We start from the raw sequence: 17809 nt of genomic DNA on the forward strand, positions 1-17809 counted from the left end.
CCGCCCTCCCGGCCTGCGCCGGCGCGACCATCTCATTCGAACCAGTGCCGATAGACGAAATAGCCCGCGATCCCGCCGGACATCGTCACGCACACAGCCACCACGCCCCAGAATGCCCAGGGTTCGTGCGCGAAGGGGATGCCGTCGACATTCATGCCGAGCAAGCCGGTAAGAAAGGTCAGCGGCAGGAACACCATCGCGACGATGGCGATCACGAGCGAGCGCTGGTCGAGCAGTTCGCCGCGCAGATCGGTGAGCGTTTCATGCGTCAGCGCAGCGCGCTCGCGAATGCTCTCCACTTCCTCGGCCATGCGGGCCGCGCGATCGGCGGCGGCGGCGAGGTGGAGGCGATCGTCCTCGCGCAGCCATTCGCCGGGCAGGCCGGCCAGCTTTTCGATCGCGGCGCGCTGGGGATTGAGAAAGCGGCGATAGCCGATCGCCTGCACCCGGACGCGGTTGACCATCCGCCGCAACTCGAACGCGCGGTGCGCGGAAAGCTGCTCCTCGCAATCATCGAGCGAGTCGCCGAGCTCGGCGACGACCGGATCGAGCTCTTCGGTGATCTGCGAGGCGATCGCCGCGATCAGGTCGCCCGGATCGAGAATCTTGTGCGATTCCACTTCCTCGCGGACCGGCTGCAGCGCGTTGAGATGCTTGCGCGTCACCGAGAACACGCAGCCGCCCATCGCATAGATGCGGATTGAAGCCAGGGGATCGGAGGCGGTCGTCACTTCAGACGAGAGCCCACGCAGGTTGATCATCGCGCCTTCGCCCACCGCGTCGCAGCGCGGCCGCGTCTCGGTGGCGGTCAGCGAATCGATCACATATTGCGACAGCTTCGCCTCGCCGCCGAGCCAGAGCTGGGCCCGCTCGTCATTGGTGGTGAGGTGGATCCAGGTGAGCCCGCCACGCGCCTCGAGCGCCGCGCGCATCGTCGGCTGCTCGACCTTCCCGTCCTTCACGACATAGGCAAAGCCGCTCAACCCGCCATCTCCAGCCAAAGCGACAGGCCTTCGCCAGGATCGGCGGGGGGACGGGCAAGGATGCGCGCGGCGTCGGCGCGCGCGCGGTTGAGGATGGCGTCGGGCACGTCGCCTAGATGGAAAAGCCGGTCAGCCTGCGCAAGCAGCCGGGCGTGACGCAGCGTGAGGTCCTCGGGGTCCGGCGAGGTCAGCCGCAGCGATACGAGCTGCGCCTGCGGTGCGGCTCCCTGCGCCAACCAGCGATCGACATCGCCGTCGCCTGCCAGCAGGTCGAGCATCCCGCCCTCGCTCAGCGCATCGGCCAGGGCGCGGCGACGGGCCCCCGCATCGGGCCAGCGCGTCTTCATCGCAGCGCGGCTGCGGCCCAGTCCCTTGGCGAGCGTGCCAAGGCTTGCCGGCAGCAACGCCTCCAGCCGCTGGCGCAGTGCCGCCGCCAGCCCCGCCGAGACCCCGCCGGTGCCGATTGCGATCAGCACGGGATCGCGGTCGACAATCGCCGGCAGGGTGAAGTCGCACAGCTCGGGCCGGTCGACGCAATTGACCAGCACGCCCCGCGCCTTGAGCCGCGCGACCACGTCCTCGGGATCATCGAGTGCGACGATGGCGAGCGCGGCGGCATCGCCCTCGCCCACCACCTGCGCGCCGGCGCGGTCGAGCAGGCGGCGCTTGGCGTCCGCCGGCTCGCCCTCGCCGACCAGAATCACCGGCCGCCCCGCCAGCTTCACGAACAGGGGCAGCGCGGCGAGCGTCACTTCAGCCAGTCCGGCACCTGCTCGGCGGCCATGATCTCCTCGGCGGAGATGCGGCCGGCGACGATGGCGTAGCGGTCACCCGAGACCAGCACCTCGGGCACCAGCGGGCGGCTGTTGTACGTGCTGGCCATGGTCGCGCCGTACGCGCCGGCGGTCTCCAGCACGGCGAGGTCGCCGGCCTTCACCGCGTCGATCTCGCGCGCCTTCACGAACACGTCGGTGCTTTCGCACACCGGCCCGGCGACGTTCGCGACGAAGCGCTCGCCATTGGGCTTCACCGCCGCAAAGCCGTGATAGGCATCGTACAGCGCCACGCGGGCAAGGTCGTTCATCGCCGCGTCGACCACCACCCAGGGATGGACCTGCCCCGGCTTCACCCACAACACTTCCGTCACCAGCACGCCTGCGCTGCCGGCGATGGTGCGACCCGGCTCGAACATCAGTTCGACGTCCCAGTCCTTGGTCACCCGCGCGACCATCTCGGCATAGGCCTCCGGCGTCGGCGGCACCTCGCCGGGACGATAGGCGACGCCCAAGCCGCCGCCGAGATCGACATGGGTGATGGTGTGGCCATTGGCGCGCAGTTCGGCGAGCAGCCGGCCGACGCGCTCGAACGCGGCCTCCAGCGGCGCGAGGCCGAGCAGCTGGCTGCCGATATGGACCGCGATGCCGTGCAGATCGAGCCCAGGCAGCTTGCCGAGCCGATCGAAGATCTCCGGTGCCTCGCCGATCGGCAAGCCGAACTTGTTCTCCGCCTTGCCGGTCGAAATCTTCTCGTGCGTGCCGGCATCGACATCAGGGTTCACGCGCAGCGCCGCCCGCGCGGTCAGCCCGCGCTCCGCCGCGAGCGCCGCCAGCACTTCGCCTTCCTCGACCAGCTCGAGATTGAACTGGCCGATGCCGGCCTCCAGCCCCTTCACCAGCTCGCCCCTTGTCTTGCCGACGCCGGAGAAGACGATGTCCTTGGGCGCCACGCCCGCCGCCAGCGCCCGCGCCATCTCGCCGCCGGAGACGACATCGGCGCCGAAGCCCTCGTTCGCCAGCAGCTTGAGCACCGCGAGGTTGGGGTTGGCCTTGATCGCGAAGGCGAGGTGGATGCGTCCCAGCGGCTTCAGCGCGTCGCGAAAGGCGCGGGCATTGGCCTGGAAGCGTTCGGTGGAATAGACATAGATGGGCGTACCCACCTCGGCGGCGATGCGCGCGAGGGGCAGCGATTCGACGTGCAGTTCGCCGTCGATCATCGAGAAATCGGTCATGGGCCTCTGGGTGCGGCGCGAATGGCCGCCAAAATTAGTTGGGTGGCAGGTCGAACTCGTCGCTCCGCCGCGCTTCGGACGCCTGGATCAGGTCGTCGCTGCGCGCCGGGCGGGTCTGCGGCTCGGGTTTGAGAAGGTCGGGAGGCGTGGGCGTTGCGCGGGCGCCATAGGGCGCCACCGGCAGCGAAGCACCCGGCCGCGGGGCCAGGGGTTCGCGTGCACCGCAACCGCCGAGCGCGAGCACCAGGCTCGCGAGCAGCATTTGCCTCCTCATGCTTCCTCCTCGCGACCCTTGCGGGCCGCCGCTATCGCCGCACGAACCCGTGCGGGCGCCGTGCCGCCGAAGCTCGTCCGGCTGTTCACCGATGCATCGACGCTGAGAACGCCGTACACGCGTTCGTCGATCCGCGCATCGATTTCCTTGAGCGCGTCGATCGGCAACTGGTCGAGCCGGATGCCGCCCGCTTCCGCCTTCGCCACCGCGCGGCCGGTAATGTGGTGCGCCTCGCGAAACGGAATGCCGCCCTCGCGGACCAGCCAGTCGGCCAGGTCGGTCGCGGTCGAGAAGCCGGCCTCGGCTGCGGTGCGCATCCGCTCCAGCCGGAAGGTCGCGCTTTCGACCATGCCGGTCATCGCCGCGATGCTGAGGCCGAGCAGATCGTGCGCCTCGAACACCGGCGGCTTGTCGTCCTGCATGTCCTTCGAATAGGCGAGCGGCAGGCCCTTCATCGTCATCATCAGGCTGAACAGCGCGCCGCTGATCCGTCCCGAATGGCCGCGGACCAGCTCGGCCGCGTCGGGGTTGCGCTTCTGCGGCATGATCGAGCTGCCGGTCGACCATTGATCCGAAAGTGCCACGAAGCCGAAGGGCTGGCTCGCCCAAATCACGAATTCCTCGGCCAACCGACTGAGGTGGAGGCTGCACTGCGCGGCGGCCGTCAGGTAATCGAGCGCGAAGTCGCGGTCTGACACCGAATCGAGCGAGTTACGGGTCGGGCCGTCGAAGCCCAGCGCCTTGGCCGTCATCTCGCGGTCGAGGTTGAAGCCGGTACCGGCCAGCGCCGCCGAGCCCAGCGGGCACAAATTCATCCGCGCCCGCGCATCCTTCAACCGCGAGCGGTCGCGCGCGAACATCTCGAAATAGGCCATCAGATGGTGGCCCAGGGTCACCGGCTGCGCGACCTGGAGATGGGTGAAGCCCGGCATCACGCTGTCGGCGTGCTGCTCGGCGCGCGCCAGCAGCGCGTCCTGCAGCGCGCCCAGCGCCGCATCGGCCTGGTCGATCGCGTCGCGCACCCAGAGGCGGAAATCGGTCGCGACCTGGTCGTTGCGCGATCGCGCGGTGTGCAGGCGGCCCGCCACGGGGCCGATTTTCTCTGCCAGCCGGCTTTCGGAGAGCATATGGATGTCTTCGAGCGCGAGATCCTCGGGCACGCCGTGCGCGGCGAAGTCCTCGGCGACCTGATCCAGACCCGCGCCGATCGTCGCGGCATCCTCCGCACCCACGATCCCCTGCTGGCCCAGCATCGCGACATGCGCCTTGGAGCCGCGCAGATCCTGTTGCCACATCCGCTTGTCGAAGGGGATGGAGGCGTTTATCTCGCGCATCACCGCGGACGGGCCTTCGGCGAAGCGCCCTCCCCACATGGAATTGGAGCTGTCCTTGCGCTCGGTGATCGGTCTTCTCCTTCTGGGCGCCCTCGCAATCGCGGGGTGCGATACGCAAACGCAGCCGTCTCAGCAAGCGAACGAAACTTCGGCCCCGGCAAACGCCGCTGCACCCGCGCCCGTCAGCAAGGTCGATCGCAGCCACGCAGGCGAGACCGCGCCGAGCCTGCCGTTCACGGATGCGGCCGGCAAGAAGCTGTCGCTGGCCGATTTCCGCGGCAAGCCGGTGCTGCTCAACCTCTGGGCCACCTGGTGCATCCCGTGCATCAAGGAGATGCCGACGCTCGATGCGCTGGCCGGCCGCACGGGTGACGCGCTGGTGGTCCTGCCGCTCAGCCAGGATCTTAAGGGAATGGAGGTCGTAGGCCCCTTCTTCCAAAAGAACGGCTACCAGGCGCTGAAGCCCTATCTCGATACGGATACGGCATTCAGCGTGGAGCTCGGCGCCAATCTGCCGACCACGATCCTCTACGATGCCGCAGGGAAGGAAGTGTGGCGTGTTGCGGGCGAGTTCGACTGGTCCGGCGAGCAGGCCTCGGCGCTGATCGCCGAGGCCAAATAAGGTTAGACCGCCTTGCGCTTGGTATAGACGTAGAGCGCGAGCGTGATCGCCAGGAACGCCAGCGTGCCCCCGGCCAGCGCATAGGGAGCGAAGCCGGGACCCACCAGCGCGAGCGGCGATTCGCTACCGGTTTCGTACACGATGCCGGCGTAGAGCACCCCGAACAGGCTGTCGCCGACGATCATGCCGGTCGCCATCAGCACGCCCATGCGCTTGACGAGTTCGGGGTCGCGCGCGCGGTCTGCAGCGCGATCGTAGAACCAGCCGATCACGGCGCCGACCACCACCGTCAGCGTCACGCCCATCGGCAGGTAGATGCCCAGGCCGACGGCCAGCGGCGGCAGCCGCAACTTGCTGGTGCGGGCCAGCACCTCGTCGACCAGGATCACGCCCGCGCCGATCAATGCACCGATCCCGATCAGGTCCCAGCGCAGGTCGCCGCCCAGCACGCCCTTGGCCAGCGACGAGATCAGCGCCGCCTGCGGGGCGGGCAGCGCGTCGGCGCTGGCCCCCGGAACGCCGGCAAAGCCGAACGAGGCGTTGAGCACGCTCAGCACCGGCGGAATGACCAGGCTGCCGAAGATCACGCCGAAGATCAGCGCGACCTGCTGCTTCCAGGGCGTAGCCCCCACCAGCTGGCCCGTCTTCAGGTCCTGGAGATTGTCGTTGGAGATCGTCGCCACGCCGAACACGATGCCGGTGACGATCAGCGCATAGGCGATCAGCGCCTGGGTGGTGCCGGGATCGAGATCGCGGCCGAACAGCCCGACGAGCATCAGCGATGCCGCGACGACCGAAAGAATGCCGATGCCGGAAACCGGGCTGTTCGATGCGCCGATCAGGCCGGCCATGTACCCGCACACCGATGCGATCACCAAGCCGACGACCAGCACGAACGCCAGCGACCCCGCCACCAGCAGCCCGGCCGAGGCGGAAAGCGGGCCGACGGAGAGCACGCTCCACAACAACCAGCCGATCGGCAGCAGCATGAACAGCGTCACGCCGCCGACGATGCCGATCGGCAGGTCGCGCTCGCCCACCGCGACCACGGCGCCGCCGCGCGCGGCAGCGGAAGCGGCGAGCGAGGAGCGGATGCCGCCGATCACCGGGCCGATGATCTTCAGCAGCGTCCAGATCGCCGCCATGCCGATGGTGCCCGCGCCCAGGAAGCGCACATCGCTGCGGAACACGGCGCTGGCCACCTCCTCGGCGGCGCCCGGAATCCCGGCGCTCAGGATCGGTAGCGCGATCCACCAGCCGATCGCCACGCCGACCAGAATGGCGATTCCGACGGTGAGGCCGATCAGATGCCCCGCACCGATCAGCGCGAATTGCAGCCCGCCGATGATGCCGGTGGAGCCTGCCCCCGCCTTGAAGAAGACCGCGCCTTCCTCGGCGGCGAGCCGCATCCGGGTGATCAGCGCGAACCCGGCGGAAGCGAGCGCGTTGACGACGATCACCGCCAGCCCGCGCGAACTTTCCTCGGCGCCCTCGCGGCTGCCTGCGCCCACCTGCAGCACTTCGGCGGCGGCGCGGCCCTCGGGATAGGGCAGATCGGGCGAATCGACGACGAGCGCACGCCGCAGCGGCACGGAGAACATCACGCCCAATATGCCGCCGAACATCGTGATCGCGGCGGTTTCCAAATAGGGGAAACCGTTCCACCAGCCGATCATCACCAGCCCGGGCAGCACGAAGATGATCGCGGCCAGCGTGCCCGCCGCGCTCGCGACGGTCTGGACGATATTGTTCTCGAGGATCGTCGAATTCGAGAAGAAGCGCAGGATCGCCATCGAGATCACCGCTGCGGGGATCGAGGTAGCGAAGGTGAGGCCGATCTTCAGGCCAAGATAGACATTTGCCGCCGTGAACAGCAGCGTGATCACGCCGCCGAGCAGCACGCCTCGCAGCGTGAGTTCAAGCGGCGCACGGGCAGAGGCAGTGGCCATGCGCTAGAGGCTCCGAAAGAGGGAAGCGGCGGGGCGCACGAATCCATGCCACTGCTGCACGCAGTGGTCCGTCCGGATCAGCATAGGCACCCTCGCCGTCGCATTGCCGCCACCGTGGCACCGGCGCTCGCGAAAGAACAGGGCTTTCCCTCGGGTCAGCCGCGGAACAGCCCGCCCAGCACGCCGCGCACCACCTGGCCCAGCACACCCCCGCCGCTTTTGCTGCCGAACACCGCCTTGCTCACTTCGTTCGCCACCGCCCGGCCGGCGGCGGAGGACGCGGACCGCGATGCCGATCGGATCGCCCGGTTCAGCGGATGGTTCGCCGCCTCGCGCTCGGCGGCGATGCGGGCGCGCTCCGCCGCCTTGGCGCGACGGGCATCCTCCTTCGCCTGCGCGGCGGCGGCCTTCTCGGCGGTATCGCGCGCCTGAATCTCGGCGGCGGCAGCGCTGGCCTCGGCGCGCTTGGCGGCCAGCAGTTCCTCGGCGGATTCGCGATCGATCGTCACGTCGTATCTCGATCCGATCGCGTCGGTTTCGACGAGGATCTTGCGCTCATCCGGTGCCAGCGGGCCGGCGCGCGAGGCAGGGGGCCGGATCAATGTGCGCGAAACCGGCGCGGGGGCGCCATCGGCCTGGAGCAGCGAGACCAGCGCCTCGCCCACCGCCAGCTCGGTGATCGCAGTCGCCACGTCGAGGCCGTCGCGTGCCCGGAAGGTCTCGGCCGCCGCGCGGATCGCCTTCTGGTCGCGCGGCGTGAAGGCACGCAGCGCGTGCTGGACGCGGTTGCCGAGCTGGGCGGCCACATCTTCGGGTATGTCGATCGGGTTCTGGGTGACGAAATAGACGCCGACGCCCTTGGAGCGGATCAGCCGCACCACCTGCTCGATCTTCTCGAGCAGCGCCTTGGGCGCGTCGTCGAACAGCAGATGCGCTTCGTCGAAGAAGAAGACGAGCACCGGCTTGTCGGGATCGCCGATCTCGGGAAGCGTTTCGAACAGTTCGGAGAGCAGCCAGAGCAGGAAGCTGGCGTAGAGCCGCGGGCTCGCCATCAGCTTGTCGGCGGCGAGGATGTTGATCACGCCGCGCCCGCTGTCGTCCAGCGCCAGGAAATCCTGGATGCTGAGCGCAGGCTCGCCGAAGAAGTGCGCTCCGCCCTGGGTGCGCAGCTGAAGCAGCTGGCGCTGGATCGCGCCGACGCTCTGCTTCGAGACATTGCCATAGGTGGTGCCGAGTTCGTCGGCGCGTTCGGCGCAATGCGCCAGCATCGCCTGGAGGTCGTCGAGGTCGAGCAGCAGCAGCCCCTCGGCATCGGCGACATGGAAGGCGATGGTCAGCACGCCTTCCTGCACTTCGTTCAGGTTCATCAGCCGCGCGAGCAGCAGCGGGCCCATTTCGGACACGGTGGCGCGGATCGGATGGCCCTGCTCGCCGAAAAGGTCCCAGAGCTGCACCGGCATCGCGCGGTACTGCCAGTCGCCGTCCGCGATCGCCCGGGCGCGCTCGGCGAAGGTCGTGTGGGGCTTGGCGAGCGGCGATCCGGCCATGCCCAGGCCGGCGAGATCGCCCTTCACGTCCGCCACGAACACCGGCACGCCGGCGGCGGAGAAGCCTTCCGCCAGTCCCTGCAACGTCACCGTCTTTCCGGTGCCTGTCGCGCCCGCGATAAGCCCGTGACGATTGGCGCGCCGCAGGTTGAGGTTGATCCGCTCACTGCCTGCTGCGCCCACGAAAAGGCCCGCTTCCTGCGCCATGTTCTACTCCTTGTCCGGAGCAGGCATAGGCAAAAAGCGGGGCCTGGTCAGCCGCTTTGCGGCGAATCAGTTGCCGGTGATACCAAGCGGGAAGTAGTTGCCCTGGTTCCGGCGCTGAACGAAAACAACGATCTGCCTGCGCCCGGCGGCCTTCGCTGCCGCGACAATCCGGCTGAGGTCGGCAGCTGTCCGAACCGGCTGCTGGTTCGCCGTGACGATCACGTCGCCGCGCTGCAGACCCTTGCCCGCCGCGTCGCTGCTCGGATTGACGCCCAGGATCACCAGGCCGCCGATCGACGGATCGACGCCGACGGAGCGCGCAATTTGCGGGGTCAGCGGCGTCACGCCAATGCCGAGCGCGGCGCTGGGCGCCGTCGCCGAGCTGTCGTCGCCATCTTCGCCCTGCCCGCCGTCCTGGTCGTTGGGGTCGAACTGGGCAAGCTGCTCATCCGGCGGACGCGTGCCGACGGTGACGGTCACGGTCTGGCGCTTGCCGTCGCGAATGAGCTCCACCGGTACGCGCGTGCCCGGCGGCACATTGGTAACGATGTAGGACAGCGTCTGTTCGGGGGTCACGTCCTTGCCATTGACCTTGACGATAACGTCACCTTGCCTGATGCCCGCCTTCTCAGCCGGCTGGCCCGGCTCGACGCGCGCGACCAGGGTGCCGCGATCGGAGGGCAGGCCGAAGCCGGCCGCCAGATCCTTGGTCAGATCCTGCATCGCGATGCCGAGATAGCCGCGGGTGATCGACTGGCCCTTCATCAGCTTGTCGATGATCGGCTTGGCTTCCTCGGCCGGAATCGCGAAGCCGATGCCGACATTCCCGCCGGTGGGCGACAAAATCTGCGAGTTGATGCCGATCACGTTGCCGTTCAGATCGAACATGGGGCCGCCCGAATTGCCGCGGTTGATTGAGGCATCGGTCTGAATGAAGCGATCATAGGCCCCTGCGCCGGTGACGCGGTGCGTAGCCGAGATGATGCCCGAGGTGACGGTGCCGCCCAGCCCGAACGGGTTGCCGATCGCAACGATCCAGTCGCCCACGCGCGCGCGGCTCGAATCGCCGAACTTCACAAAGGGCAGCGCCGCACCGTCGATCTTGAGCACCGCGAGGTCGGACGCGGCATCGTGGCCGATCAACTTGGCCTTGAAGTCGCGGCCGTCCGCGAGCGTGACGGTGATTGATTCAACCACCGCTCCGCGCGCACCGGCGGAAATCACGTGGTTGTTGGTGACGACATAACCATCGGCGGAGATGATGAAGCCGGAACCGAGCGACTGCGCCTCGCGCGTCACCGGCTGGCCCTGGCCGCCGCCAAAGCCGAACATTTCGAGCGGCGTGCCCGCGAAGGGATTGGCATTCACCTGCACCCGCTGGGTAGTGGAGATATTAACCACCGCCGGCTGGAGGCGCGCCACCAGATCGGCGAAGCTCATCGGTGCACCGGCCTTGGGCGCGACCGCCTGGATGGTGCCCGGTTCGTTCTGCGCGGTCTGCGCGCCGGCCGGCTGGTTGAGCGAAAGCGCAGTGGCGGCGCCACCCAGGAGAACCGCAGTAGTCAAGGCGTAGGCGTAACGCACGGGATCATTTCCTCTCGAAAGGAACAGTCTTCGTCTCATCGCGCGCTTGTACGCAGCGCGGCTGAACCGGAATTGAATATGAACGGCCGGACAGGCTCATCGTTGCCCGGTGAACTCCTTCAGATACGCATTGTTCGGTGAAAGAATGATCTGCGACTCGCCCTTTGCGTCAGGGCTCAGGAAGGTCGTCCGGTACGACTGCATGGCGCGGTAAAAATCGTAGAACTTCGGATCCTTGTTGAACGCCGCCGCATAGATTTCCGCCGCCTGCGCCTGCGCGTTGGCGCGGATGATCTGCGCGTCCTTCAAGCCCTGCGCCTTGATCGTTTCCGCTTCCTGCCGACGGGCGCTGGCCATGCGGGTCAGCGCACTGTCGAGCGGGGAGCCCGAGGGCAGCTCGGTCTGCTTGATCCGGACATCGACGATCGCGACGCCGTATTGGCTGGCAAGGCGCTGCAGCGATGCCTGGATATTGTCCATCACCTGCCCGCGTTCGGGGCTGAGCAGCACTTCCGAACGGCGGCGGCCCAGCTCGTTGCGCAGCGACGAGCGCAGCAGCGGCTGCAACTGCTCGCGTAACCGCTCCTCATTGCCGACCGTAACCACCATCCGTAGCGGATCAGTGATGCGATAGCGGGCATAAGCATCGATCTCGAGCCGCAGCTGGTCTGTCGACAGCACCGGCTCGCCGGGAAGATCGACATCGAGCACGCGCTTGTCGACCCAGACTAGGCGATCAACGAACGGAATGCGGAACACCGGTCCGGCGCCCGTGCGGCCGAAATTCTCGCCCGTCTGATAGGCGTTGACGGTGCGATACGGCTTCTCCAGCCGCAGAACCACCGCCTGCTTGGTCTCCGGCACGATCGACACCGTGCTCATCAGCAGGACGAGCAGCAGGATCACCGCGACGACGAGCGAGATCGGGTTGCGAATCCAACCGGTCACTTGGCATCTCCCTTCGCGGCATCACCTTCGGCCTGCTGCCGGTTACGCAGCTGCGGCAGCGGCAGATAGCTGTTCACGCCGGGCGCCTCGATGATGGTCTTGTTGGTGCGAGCCAGCACGGACTCCATGGTTTCATAGTAGAGCCGGCGCCGGGTAACTTCGGGCGCAAGCCGATATTGTTCGTAGATCTTGTCGAACTCGGCCGCCTCGCCTTGCGCCGCTGCGATCACGCGCTGGGCATAGGCATTGGCGTTGTTGCGGTTCGATTCGGCTTCCTGGCTGGCGGCCGTCACTGCCTTGAAATCCTCATCGACCTGGCTGGGTGCCGCGGCCTTCTGCACCGCCACGCCCTGGATGCGGATGCCGGACTGATATTCGTCGAGGATGCGCTGCATTAACACCTGCGCCTCCGCCTCGATCTGCGATCGGCCTTCGCCGATCGCCTCGTTCAGCGAGGTATTGGCGATCACCGCGCGCATCGCGCTTTCCGCCGTCGCGCGCACCGTTTCGCGCGGATCGGCCAGCTGAAACACGTAAAGCGGCGCGCTGCGCACGTCCCAGCGTACCGAATAGGCCAGATCGACGATGTTCTGGCCGCCGGTGAGCACCAGATTTTCGCCGCTGGCCGGGAAGTTCTCGGTGCGGATGTTGCCCACATCGACGACTTCGACCAACTGGAACGGCGCCGGCAAAGTGAATTGGATGCCTGGATCGAGCGTGCCCGAATAGCGGCCCAGAAACGTCACCACGCCCTTTTCGCGTGGCCCGATCGGATGGATCGAGGTGAACAGCACCCAAATGCCGATCAGCGCTGCGAGTATCAGCAGCCACAGACGCGATCCGCTGGGTACGCCGGGGAAACCGCCGCCCCCGCCATTGCGGGCGCGGCGCCACAGTTCGTCGATCGCGCTGGGGCCGCTGCCGCCCGTTCGCCGGCCGCCGGGCGGCACGGACCAGGGATTGCGCGGCCCGCCGCCCTTGTCGCCGCTGCCATTGCCGCTGCCCCAGGGGCTTTTCGGCGCCTCATTGTGGAAGGTGCCGGACAAGATATCGCGGCCAGAACTATTCGCCATGCCAGCCTTTATAAGGATGGATCTGCGGATTTACAGTGGCAGCCGACGATTGTCTCCCTATGTGTCCGGCGCCATGACCATGCCAGACAGTCTTTCCGCCGCGCTCGCCTCCGTTTCCGCCGGCCGCGCCACAGCCCGCTTGGCCGGAAGCCGCGTCGATATCGTCCTCGACGTGACCGGCCTCGCGCCAGAGGTTCAGGCGGCGCTGGAGGAAGATGTGCGCGCCGCCGCCGCCGCCCTGCCGGAGGTGGCGGAGGTGCGCGTGCTGCGCACCAGCGAGCGGCGCACCCGACGCATCCTTGCCGTGGCCAGCGGCAAGGGCGGCGTGGGCAAATCGACCGTGGCCGCCAATCTCGCCATCGCACTGGCGCGCAGGGGCCTGAAGGTCGGGCTGGTCGACGCCGATATCTATGGGCCGTCCCAGCCAAAGCTGATGGGGGTTGAAGGCGTGCGACCGCAGGCGCGCGAAAAGACGCTGCTCCCTGTGGAGACTCCGCACGGCGTGCGGCTACTTTCGATGGGCGGCCTTGTGGCCGAAGGGCAGGCGATCGCATGGCGGGGGCCGATGGCGGGCGGCGCGCTGGGCCAGCTGGTCGATGCCGATTGGGGCGATACCGAGCTGCTGGTGCTCGATCTGCCGCCAGGCACCGGCGACGTGCAACTGACCATGATCCAGAAGCACAAGCCTGCCGGCGCGGTGATCGTTTCCACGCCGCAGGATCTGGCGCTGATCGACGCCACCCGCGCGATTGATCTGTTCAACAAGGCGGGCGTGCCGATCGTCGGGCTGGTCGAAAACATGGCCGGCTATTGCTGCCCACATTGCGGCGGCATTTCGGATCCATTCGGCAGCGGCGGAGCGGAGGCGGCGGCCGGCACGCTCGGCATCCCGTTCCTCGCGCGCATCCCGCTCACCATGGCGATCCGCGCCGCCTCCGATGCGGGCACGCCGCCCGCGGCCGGCGACGGCGATACGGCGGCGCCATTTGGCGCCTTGGCCGATTCCGTCTATGAATGGGTCAAGAGGTAACATGATGCCGCTGACTCGCGACGAAGACATACGGGCACTGCTCGAAGAAACGCGGACCATTGCGATGGTTGGCGCATCCGATCGACCGAATCGGCCGAGCAACGGCGTGATGCTGCTGCTCCAGCGCCACGGCTATCGCGTGATCCCGGTGAACCCGCAGATTACCGGTGAACATATCCACGGCGAGTTCGTCTTCCGCGATATCGGTCAGATCGGCGTCCCGATCGACATGGTCGATATCTTCCGTCGCTCGGAACAGGCAGGCGAAGCGGTGGATGCCGCCATCGCTGCCGGGGCCAAGTCGGTATGGATGCAGCTGGACGTAGTGGACGAAGCCGCGGCGGCCCGCGCGGAAGCCGCTGGCCTCAAGGTGGTGATGAACCGCTGCCCGGCAATCGAGATCCGTCGCCTGGGCCTCGCTCCCGTCGCCTAGTCAAAGCCGGGCAAGCGCGGCGCCAAGCCGCGCCACGTCACGGCTGTCCTGATACAGGCCCAGCCCGATGCGCAGCACGTCACCGCGTACGTCGGTTACGATCTCCTCCGCTGCCAGCGCCGCTTGCCAGGCGGCGGCATGGCGCGAACGCAACGCCACGAAGCGCGCCTGCGGTGCATCCGGCGCGGCAGGATTGATTTGTTCGGCGTCGAGGGGAAATTGATCCAACAGTTGCGCGCGCAGCGGTGCGACATGAGCGTTGATCGCGCCCGTCGTCAAACCTTCACGCGCCAGCATCTCGCGCACCGCAAGGAACCGGTATAGCCCGGACGGATCGAACGTCGCGCCCAAGAAGCGCCGGGCATCGGGCGCATAGCCGATTGTGCCTGGCGGCAGCGCCAAATCCTCGAATTCGGCATACCAGCCGGTGAGTTCCGGCCGGAGCCCGAACCCCGGCGGCGCATGGAGAAAGCCGACGCCTTCGCCCGCCATCGCATATTTATAGCCGCCGGCGACGTAGAACAGCCGATCGGCCACCACCGACAGATCGGTCTCGACCGCCATGAACCCGTGATAGCCGTCGATCAGTACCCAAGGCCCGTCGGGCCGGGCGAGCGCGGCAAGATCGGCGATGCCGTCAAAGATATGTCCGGTGCCGAACTGGACGTGGCTGGCCACGATCAGGTCGAAATCGCCCCCCGCTGCCGTCGCGACGATCTGCGCGATCGGCACGCGCGTCACCCTGGCCGTGCCCGCTTCCTCCCAGCGCAGCGACTGGCGGCGGAAGCTGTGGAACTCGCCGTCGGTTGCCAGGATGCGCAGCGGCCGGCGCGGCGCCATCGCCGAGACGACGCGCAGCAGCAATTCGTGCGTGTTGGCGGCAAACACCACGGTGGATGGATCAGGCAGGCGCAGTTCGGTAGCGACTTCGGCCTGAGCCGCCGGCCAGATCTCGTCCATCACGCGGCCCCATTTGCGATCGGCGAGGCGCGCAGCATCGTCCCATGCCGCCTGCTGCCCCAACCACGACGCATCGGGCCACAGATGGTGGCTGTGCGCGGCGAAATGCAGCCGATCGGGGGCAGCGGCGATGGCGCGCTGGAACAGATGCTTCCAGCCGCTCACAGGTCCGTCCTGAGCGACCAGAGTTCGGGAAAAGCGCGCTTGGCCAGCGTCGATTCCAGATAGGAAACACCGGCGGTGCCGCCGGTGCCGGGCTTGCCGCCGATCACCCGGCTCACCGTGAGCACATGCTTGTGCCGCCAGGTGGCCAGCGCATCGTCAATATCCACGAGCTTCTCGGCGAGCTGGTACAGATCCCAATGGCGAGTCGGGTCGCGATACACCTCGGCCCAGGCGGCACGCACCGCTTCGCTGGGTGCATAGGGCTGCGGCCAGTCCCGCGCCAGCGCCTCCGCCGGAAGCGGAAAGCCGGCAGCGGCCATCGCCGCATTCGCATCGTCCCACAGGCTGGGCTCGGCGGCGGCCGCGGTGGTCAGCGGCCCCGGCACCCCGCCACCGCGCAGACCGAGCATCGTCTCCACCGCGCGAAACTGATCGGATTGGAAGCCGGAACTGGGGCCCAGCACTTGGCGAAACCGGGTATAATCGCTGGGCGTCATCGTCGCCAGCACGTCCCAGCTGAGCGTCATCACCGCCTGGATGCGGCTGATGCGCGCCAGCCCCTTGTAGGCCTCGATCAGCTTGCCGTCACGCACCAGCGCCTTGGCGAGCCGCAGTTCCGCAAGTATCTGCTTGAGCCACAATTCCTTGGTCTGGTGGATGATGATGAACAACAGCTCGTCGTGCCGGTCCGAACGGGGATGCTGGGCGGCGAGCAGATCGTCGAGCGCCAGATAGCGCCCATAAGTCATCGCTTCGGTCATCCCGCAAGGCTAGCTTGCAATGCCGAATGGGTCGAGCCGGTTATCGGCCGGCCAGCACCGCCCGCAGCCATGCTTCGGTCTGCGCCGCGTGCGTCACCGGCAGCATGTGGCCGCCATCGATCAGCGTCAGCCGCGCGCCGACGATCTCCCGTGCCGTGCGCTCGCCGTGGCGCGCGGGATCGAGCACATTGTCGTTCCGGCCGAACAGGATCGATACCGGCAGCGTGATCTCGCCGTAGCGTGGGACGAGCGTCTGCATCGCGCGCGTCGCCATATTCACTTCGAAGCTGCCCATCTGATAGGCTTGTGGCCGCGCGGCCAGCGCGCCGCCGCCGGCCGTGGCGAAATCACGGGGGACCGGATCGGGGGCAAACACCTCTGCCGCATTCCGGCGTGCCCGCGCCAGCGCAGCCGGCACCGCGATCGTCCAGGACAGCAACTCGCGCAGCCCCGGCGGCGTCATCAGCCCGCGAAATGCCGGCGGCAGGCGCTCCGCCACCTGACTGAGCGGCGCGATGAGCGCGAGGGCGTGCGGCACCGCCGGGAAGTCGAGCGCCAGCGACAGCGCCACCGCGCCGCCCATCGAATGGCCGACGACCAGCGGCTTCACCAACCCTAGTCGATCGATCAGTTCCGCGATCATGCGCGCCTGCCCCGCCAGATCGGGACGGGGGCCGGCTAGGTGCGAATGGCCCCAGCCGGGGCGATCGACCAGAAGCACCCGATGGTCTTCCGCCAGCCGCCCGGCGAGCGAGTGGCTGAAGTTCCGGAGCTGGCCCATAAGGCCGTGAATCATCACGATCGCGGGGCCTTCGGCATGGGCTGGGCCAAGCTCGACGACATGCAGCCGCGCCCCGGCGATGTCGACGAAGCGGCCGTCCGGTGGCACCATCTCCTCCGCCTTGCGTGCTACCCATGCAGACCAGCCGGCCAAGCCCAATATGCCGATCCCGGCGGCTCCGAACGGTATCAGCATCCGCTTGTCTCCCAATCCGGCCAACGCACCCGGCACCGATCCGTGCCTAGCGGATATAGCCATTCTTGCGCAGAAGGGCCTTCAAGTCTGCCGGAAACGGCTTCCTGTCCCAGGTCGCGCTTCGATCGTAATGCGCGAGCATCAGCTTCCACGCCGTCGCGAACTGCCCGGTGCGCGCCGCATTGGCGACATAGCCCGCGCAGGCGCCGTTGCGCTCGCTGTCTTGCGACGCAGGCGCCGTGCAATAGGCACGCGCCTCGGCCATCTTCATCAGGAACAACGGCCGCATGCCCGGCGCTTTCGAAACGTCGACGGTGCGTCCGCCGCGGATGTTCAGCACCAGCGGCGGCGGCATGCTGCCGGCATAGCTGGAGAAGCGGTACAGGAACGCATCGTCCGTCAGCACGAAATCGGCAATCCCGTCACCGGACAGGTCGATGGGAAAGGCGTCGAGCACGGCATCGAACATGTCGCTTATCCGGCCGTCAACGCCACGATGGCGGAGGCGCACCGCGCGGTAGGCTTTGCCCATCGGCACCGCCACCTCGATCACGCTGCAGCAATGCGCGCCGCCGGTAAAGCTCTGCAGCAGCACCGCCGGTGCTTTCACCCGCGCATCCACCTGCCCGATGCCGAACTGCCAGGCGAGACCCGGCGCGCCGCGCAGCGTCACCGGCGCCATGCCGGTCCGCGTGATCGTGACGACCGGCACGCGATCCTCCGGCTGGCCCGCATCGCTGGGCGTGATCGTCAGGCGCAGCGCCCCGCTGGCATAGCTGACAACACCGTCCTTCGGCCGCCATTCCAGCAGGCTGCGCCACGGCATTGCCTGCGGTTCGGAAGCCTTCGGCCTCGCCGCGGCAGGAGATACGCTTACAACCACGGCGGCAAGCAAGGCGAGGACAAGGGCGCGCACGGATGAGGCTCCGATTCGGGAAACGCCGTCACGCTACTG

The 17809-nt window shown here is 67.7% G+C and carries 17 protein-coding genes; 3 read left to right on the forward strand and 14 right to left on the reverse strand.

Translation table 11 applies throughout. The annotated features are described in order from the left end of the window. Nucleotides 1–32: 32 nt before the first annotated feature. The 5 genes from ACNFJ7_RS11555 to argH are packed head-to-tail and all read right to left on the reverse strand — an operon-like array spanning nt 33 to nt 4638. Nucleotides 33–983, reverse strand: coding sequence for a zinc transporter ZntB (locus ACNFJ7_RS11555; RefSeq protein WP_019370957.1), 951 nt, complete (start codon nt 981–983; stop codon nt 33–35). Continuing rightward, on the reverse strand, nt 980–1735 hold the full coding sequence (locus ACNFJ7_RS11560) for a precorrin-2 dehydrogenase/sirohydrochlorin ferrochelatase family protein (protein ID WP_019370958.1): 756 nt from the start codon (nt 1733–1735) through the stop codon (nt 980–982). The genes ACNFJ7_RS11555 and ACNFJ7_RS11560 overlap by 4 nt, the downstream gene beginning before the upstream one ends. Next, on the reverse strand, nt 1732–2991 hold the full coding sequence (lysA, locus tag ACNFJ7_RS11565) for a diaminopimelate decarboxylase (RefSeq protein WP_019370959.1): 1260 nt from the start codon (nt 2989–2991) through the stop codon (nt 1732–1734). The genes ACNFJ7_RS11560 and lysA overlap by 4 nt, the downstream gene beginning before the upstream one ends. 34 nt (nt 2992–3025) lie before the next feature. Beyond that, entirely contained in the window at nt 3026–3253 is a 228-nt protein-coding gene (locus ACNFJ7_RS11570) for a hypothetical protein (RefSeq protein ID WP_019370960.1), read from the reverse strand. An 8-nt stretch (nt 3254–3261) separates the two neighbouring features. Next, complete coding sequence (gene argH / locus ACNFJ7_RS11575) at nt 3262–4638, reverse strand: argininosuccinate lyase (RefSeq protein WP_019370961.1); 1377 nt, start codon at nt 4636–4638, stop codon at nt 3262–3264. A gap of 25 nt (nt 4639–4663) precedes the next feature. Here argH and ACNFJ7_RS11580 point away from each other — a divergent pair, with 25 nt between their 5' ends. Further along, the gene (locus ACNFJ7_RS11580) at nt 4664–5221 is read left to right on the forward strand and encodes a TlpA disulfide reductase family protein (protein WP_330218703.1); all 558 of its coding nucleotides are present in this window, start codon (nt 4664–4666) and stop codon (nt 5219–5221) included. A gap of 2 nt (nt 5222–5223) precedes the next feature. Here the strand turns inward: ACNFJ7_RS11580 and ACNFJ7_RS11585 are convergent, their stop codons facing one another. The 5 genes from ACNFJ7_RS11585 to hflK form a co-directional block, all read right to left on the reverse strand. Further along, nucleotides 5224–7170 (reverse strand): OPT family oligopeptide transporter, encoded by a 1947-nt coding sequence (locus tag ACNFJ7_RS11585; protein WP_019370963.1) that lies wholly within the window; start codon nt 7168–7170, stop codon nt 5224–5226. A 155-nt stretch (nt 7171–7325) separates the two neighbouring features. Then, nucleotides 7326–8924 (reverse strand): helicase HerA-like domain-containing protein, encoded by a 1599-nt coding sequence (locus tag ACNFJ7_RS11590; RefSeq protein WP_019370964.1) that lies wholly within the window; start codon nt 8922–8924, stop codon nt 7326–7328. 66 nt (nt 8925–8990) lie between these two features. Then, nucleotides 8991–10508 (reverse strand): Do family serine endopeptidase, encoded by a 1518-nt coding sequence (locus ACNFJ7_RS11595; RefSeq protein WP_026009375.1) that lies wholly within the window; start codon nt 10506–10508, stop codon nt 8991–8993. A 96-nt stretch (nt 10509–10604) separates the two neighbouring features. Then, on the reverse strand, nt 10605–11456 hold the full coding sequence (gene hflC / locus ACNFJ7_RS11600; protein ID WP_019370966.1) for a protease modulator HflC: 852 nt from the start codon (nt 11454–11456) through the stop codon (nt 10605–10607). Then, the gene (gene hflK, locus ACNFJ7_RS11605) at nt 11453–12529 is read right to left on the reverse strand and encodes a protease modulator HflK (protein ID WP_019370967.1); all 1077 of its coding nucleotides are present in this window, start codon (nt 12527–12529) and stop codon (nt 11453–11455) included. Before hflK ends, hflC begins: the two co-directional genes overlap by 4 nt. A 73-nt stretch (nt 12530–12602) precedes the next feature. Between hflK and ACNFJ7_RS11610 the strand changes: the two genes are divergently transcribed. After that, nucleotides 12603–13559, forward strand: a complete 957-nt coding sequence (locus tag ACNFJ7_RS11610) for a P-loop NTPase (RefSeq protein ID WP_019370968.1) — start codon at nt 12603–12605, stop codon at nt 13557–13559. A gap of 4 nt (nt 13560–13563) precedes the next feature. Next, entirely contained in the window at nt 13564–13992 is a 429-nt protein-coding gene (locus ACNFJ7_RS11615; protein ID WP_026009376.1) for a CoA-binding protein, read from the forward strand. Here ACNFJ7_RS11615 and ACNFJ7_RS11620 read toward each other — a convergent pair whose 3' ends face one another. From ACNFJ7_RS11620 to ACNFJ7_RS11635, 4 genes are read right to left on the reverse strand one after another with little or no spacing between them, the layout of a single operon-like run. Continuing rightward, entirely contained in the window at nt 13993–15117 is a 1125-nt protein-coding gene (locus tag ACNFJ7_RS11620) for an aminotransferase class V-fold PLP-dependent enzyme (RefSeq protein ID WP_019370970.1), read from the reverse strand. It lies immediately after the preceding gene. After that, nucleotides 15114–15878 (reverse strand): tryptophan 2,3-dioxygenase, encoded by a 765-nt coding sequence (locus ACNFJ7_RS11625; protein ID WP_019370971.1) that lies wholly within the window; start codon nt 15876–15878, stop codon nt 15114–15116. The genes ACNFJ7_RS11620 and ACNFJ7_RS11625 overlap by 4 nt, the downstream gene beginning before the upstream one ends. Nucleotides 15879–15918: 40 nt before the next feature. Beyond that, a complete protein-coding gene (locus tag ACNFJ7_RS11630; protein WP_019370972.1) occupies nt 15919–16854 on the reverse strand; it encodes an alpha/beta fold hydrolase in 936 nt (311 codons plus the stop codon). 46 nt (nt 16855–16900) lie between these two features. Beyond that, nucleotides 16901–17770: a hypothetical protein gene (locus tag ACNFJ7_RS11635; protein ID WP_152997720.1), complete on the reverse strand. Its 870-nt coding sequence runs from the start codon at nt 17768–17770 to the stop codon at nt 16901–16903. Between the last annotated feature and the right edge of the window lie 39 nt (nt 17771–17809).

Source organism: Sphingomonas sp. HT-1, assembly GCF_048568905.1.
GTDB lineage: Bacteria > Pseudomonadota > Alphaproteobacteria > Sphingomonadales > Sphingomonadaceae > Sphingomonas.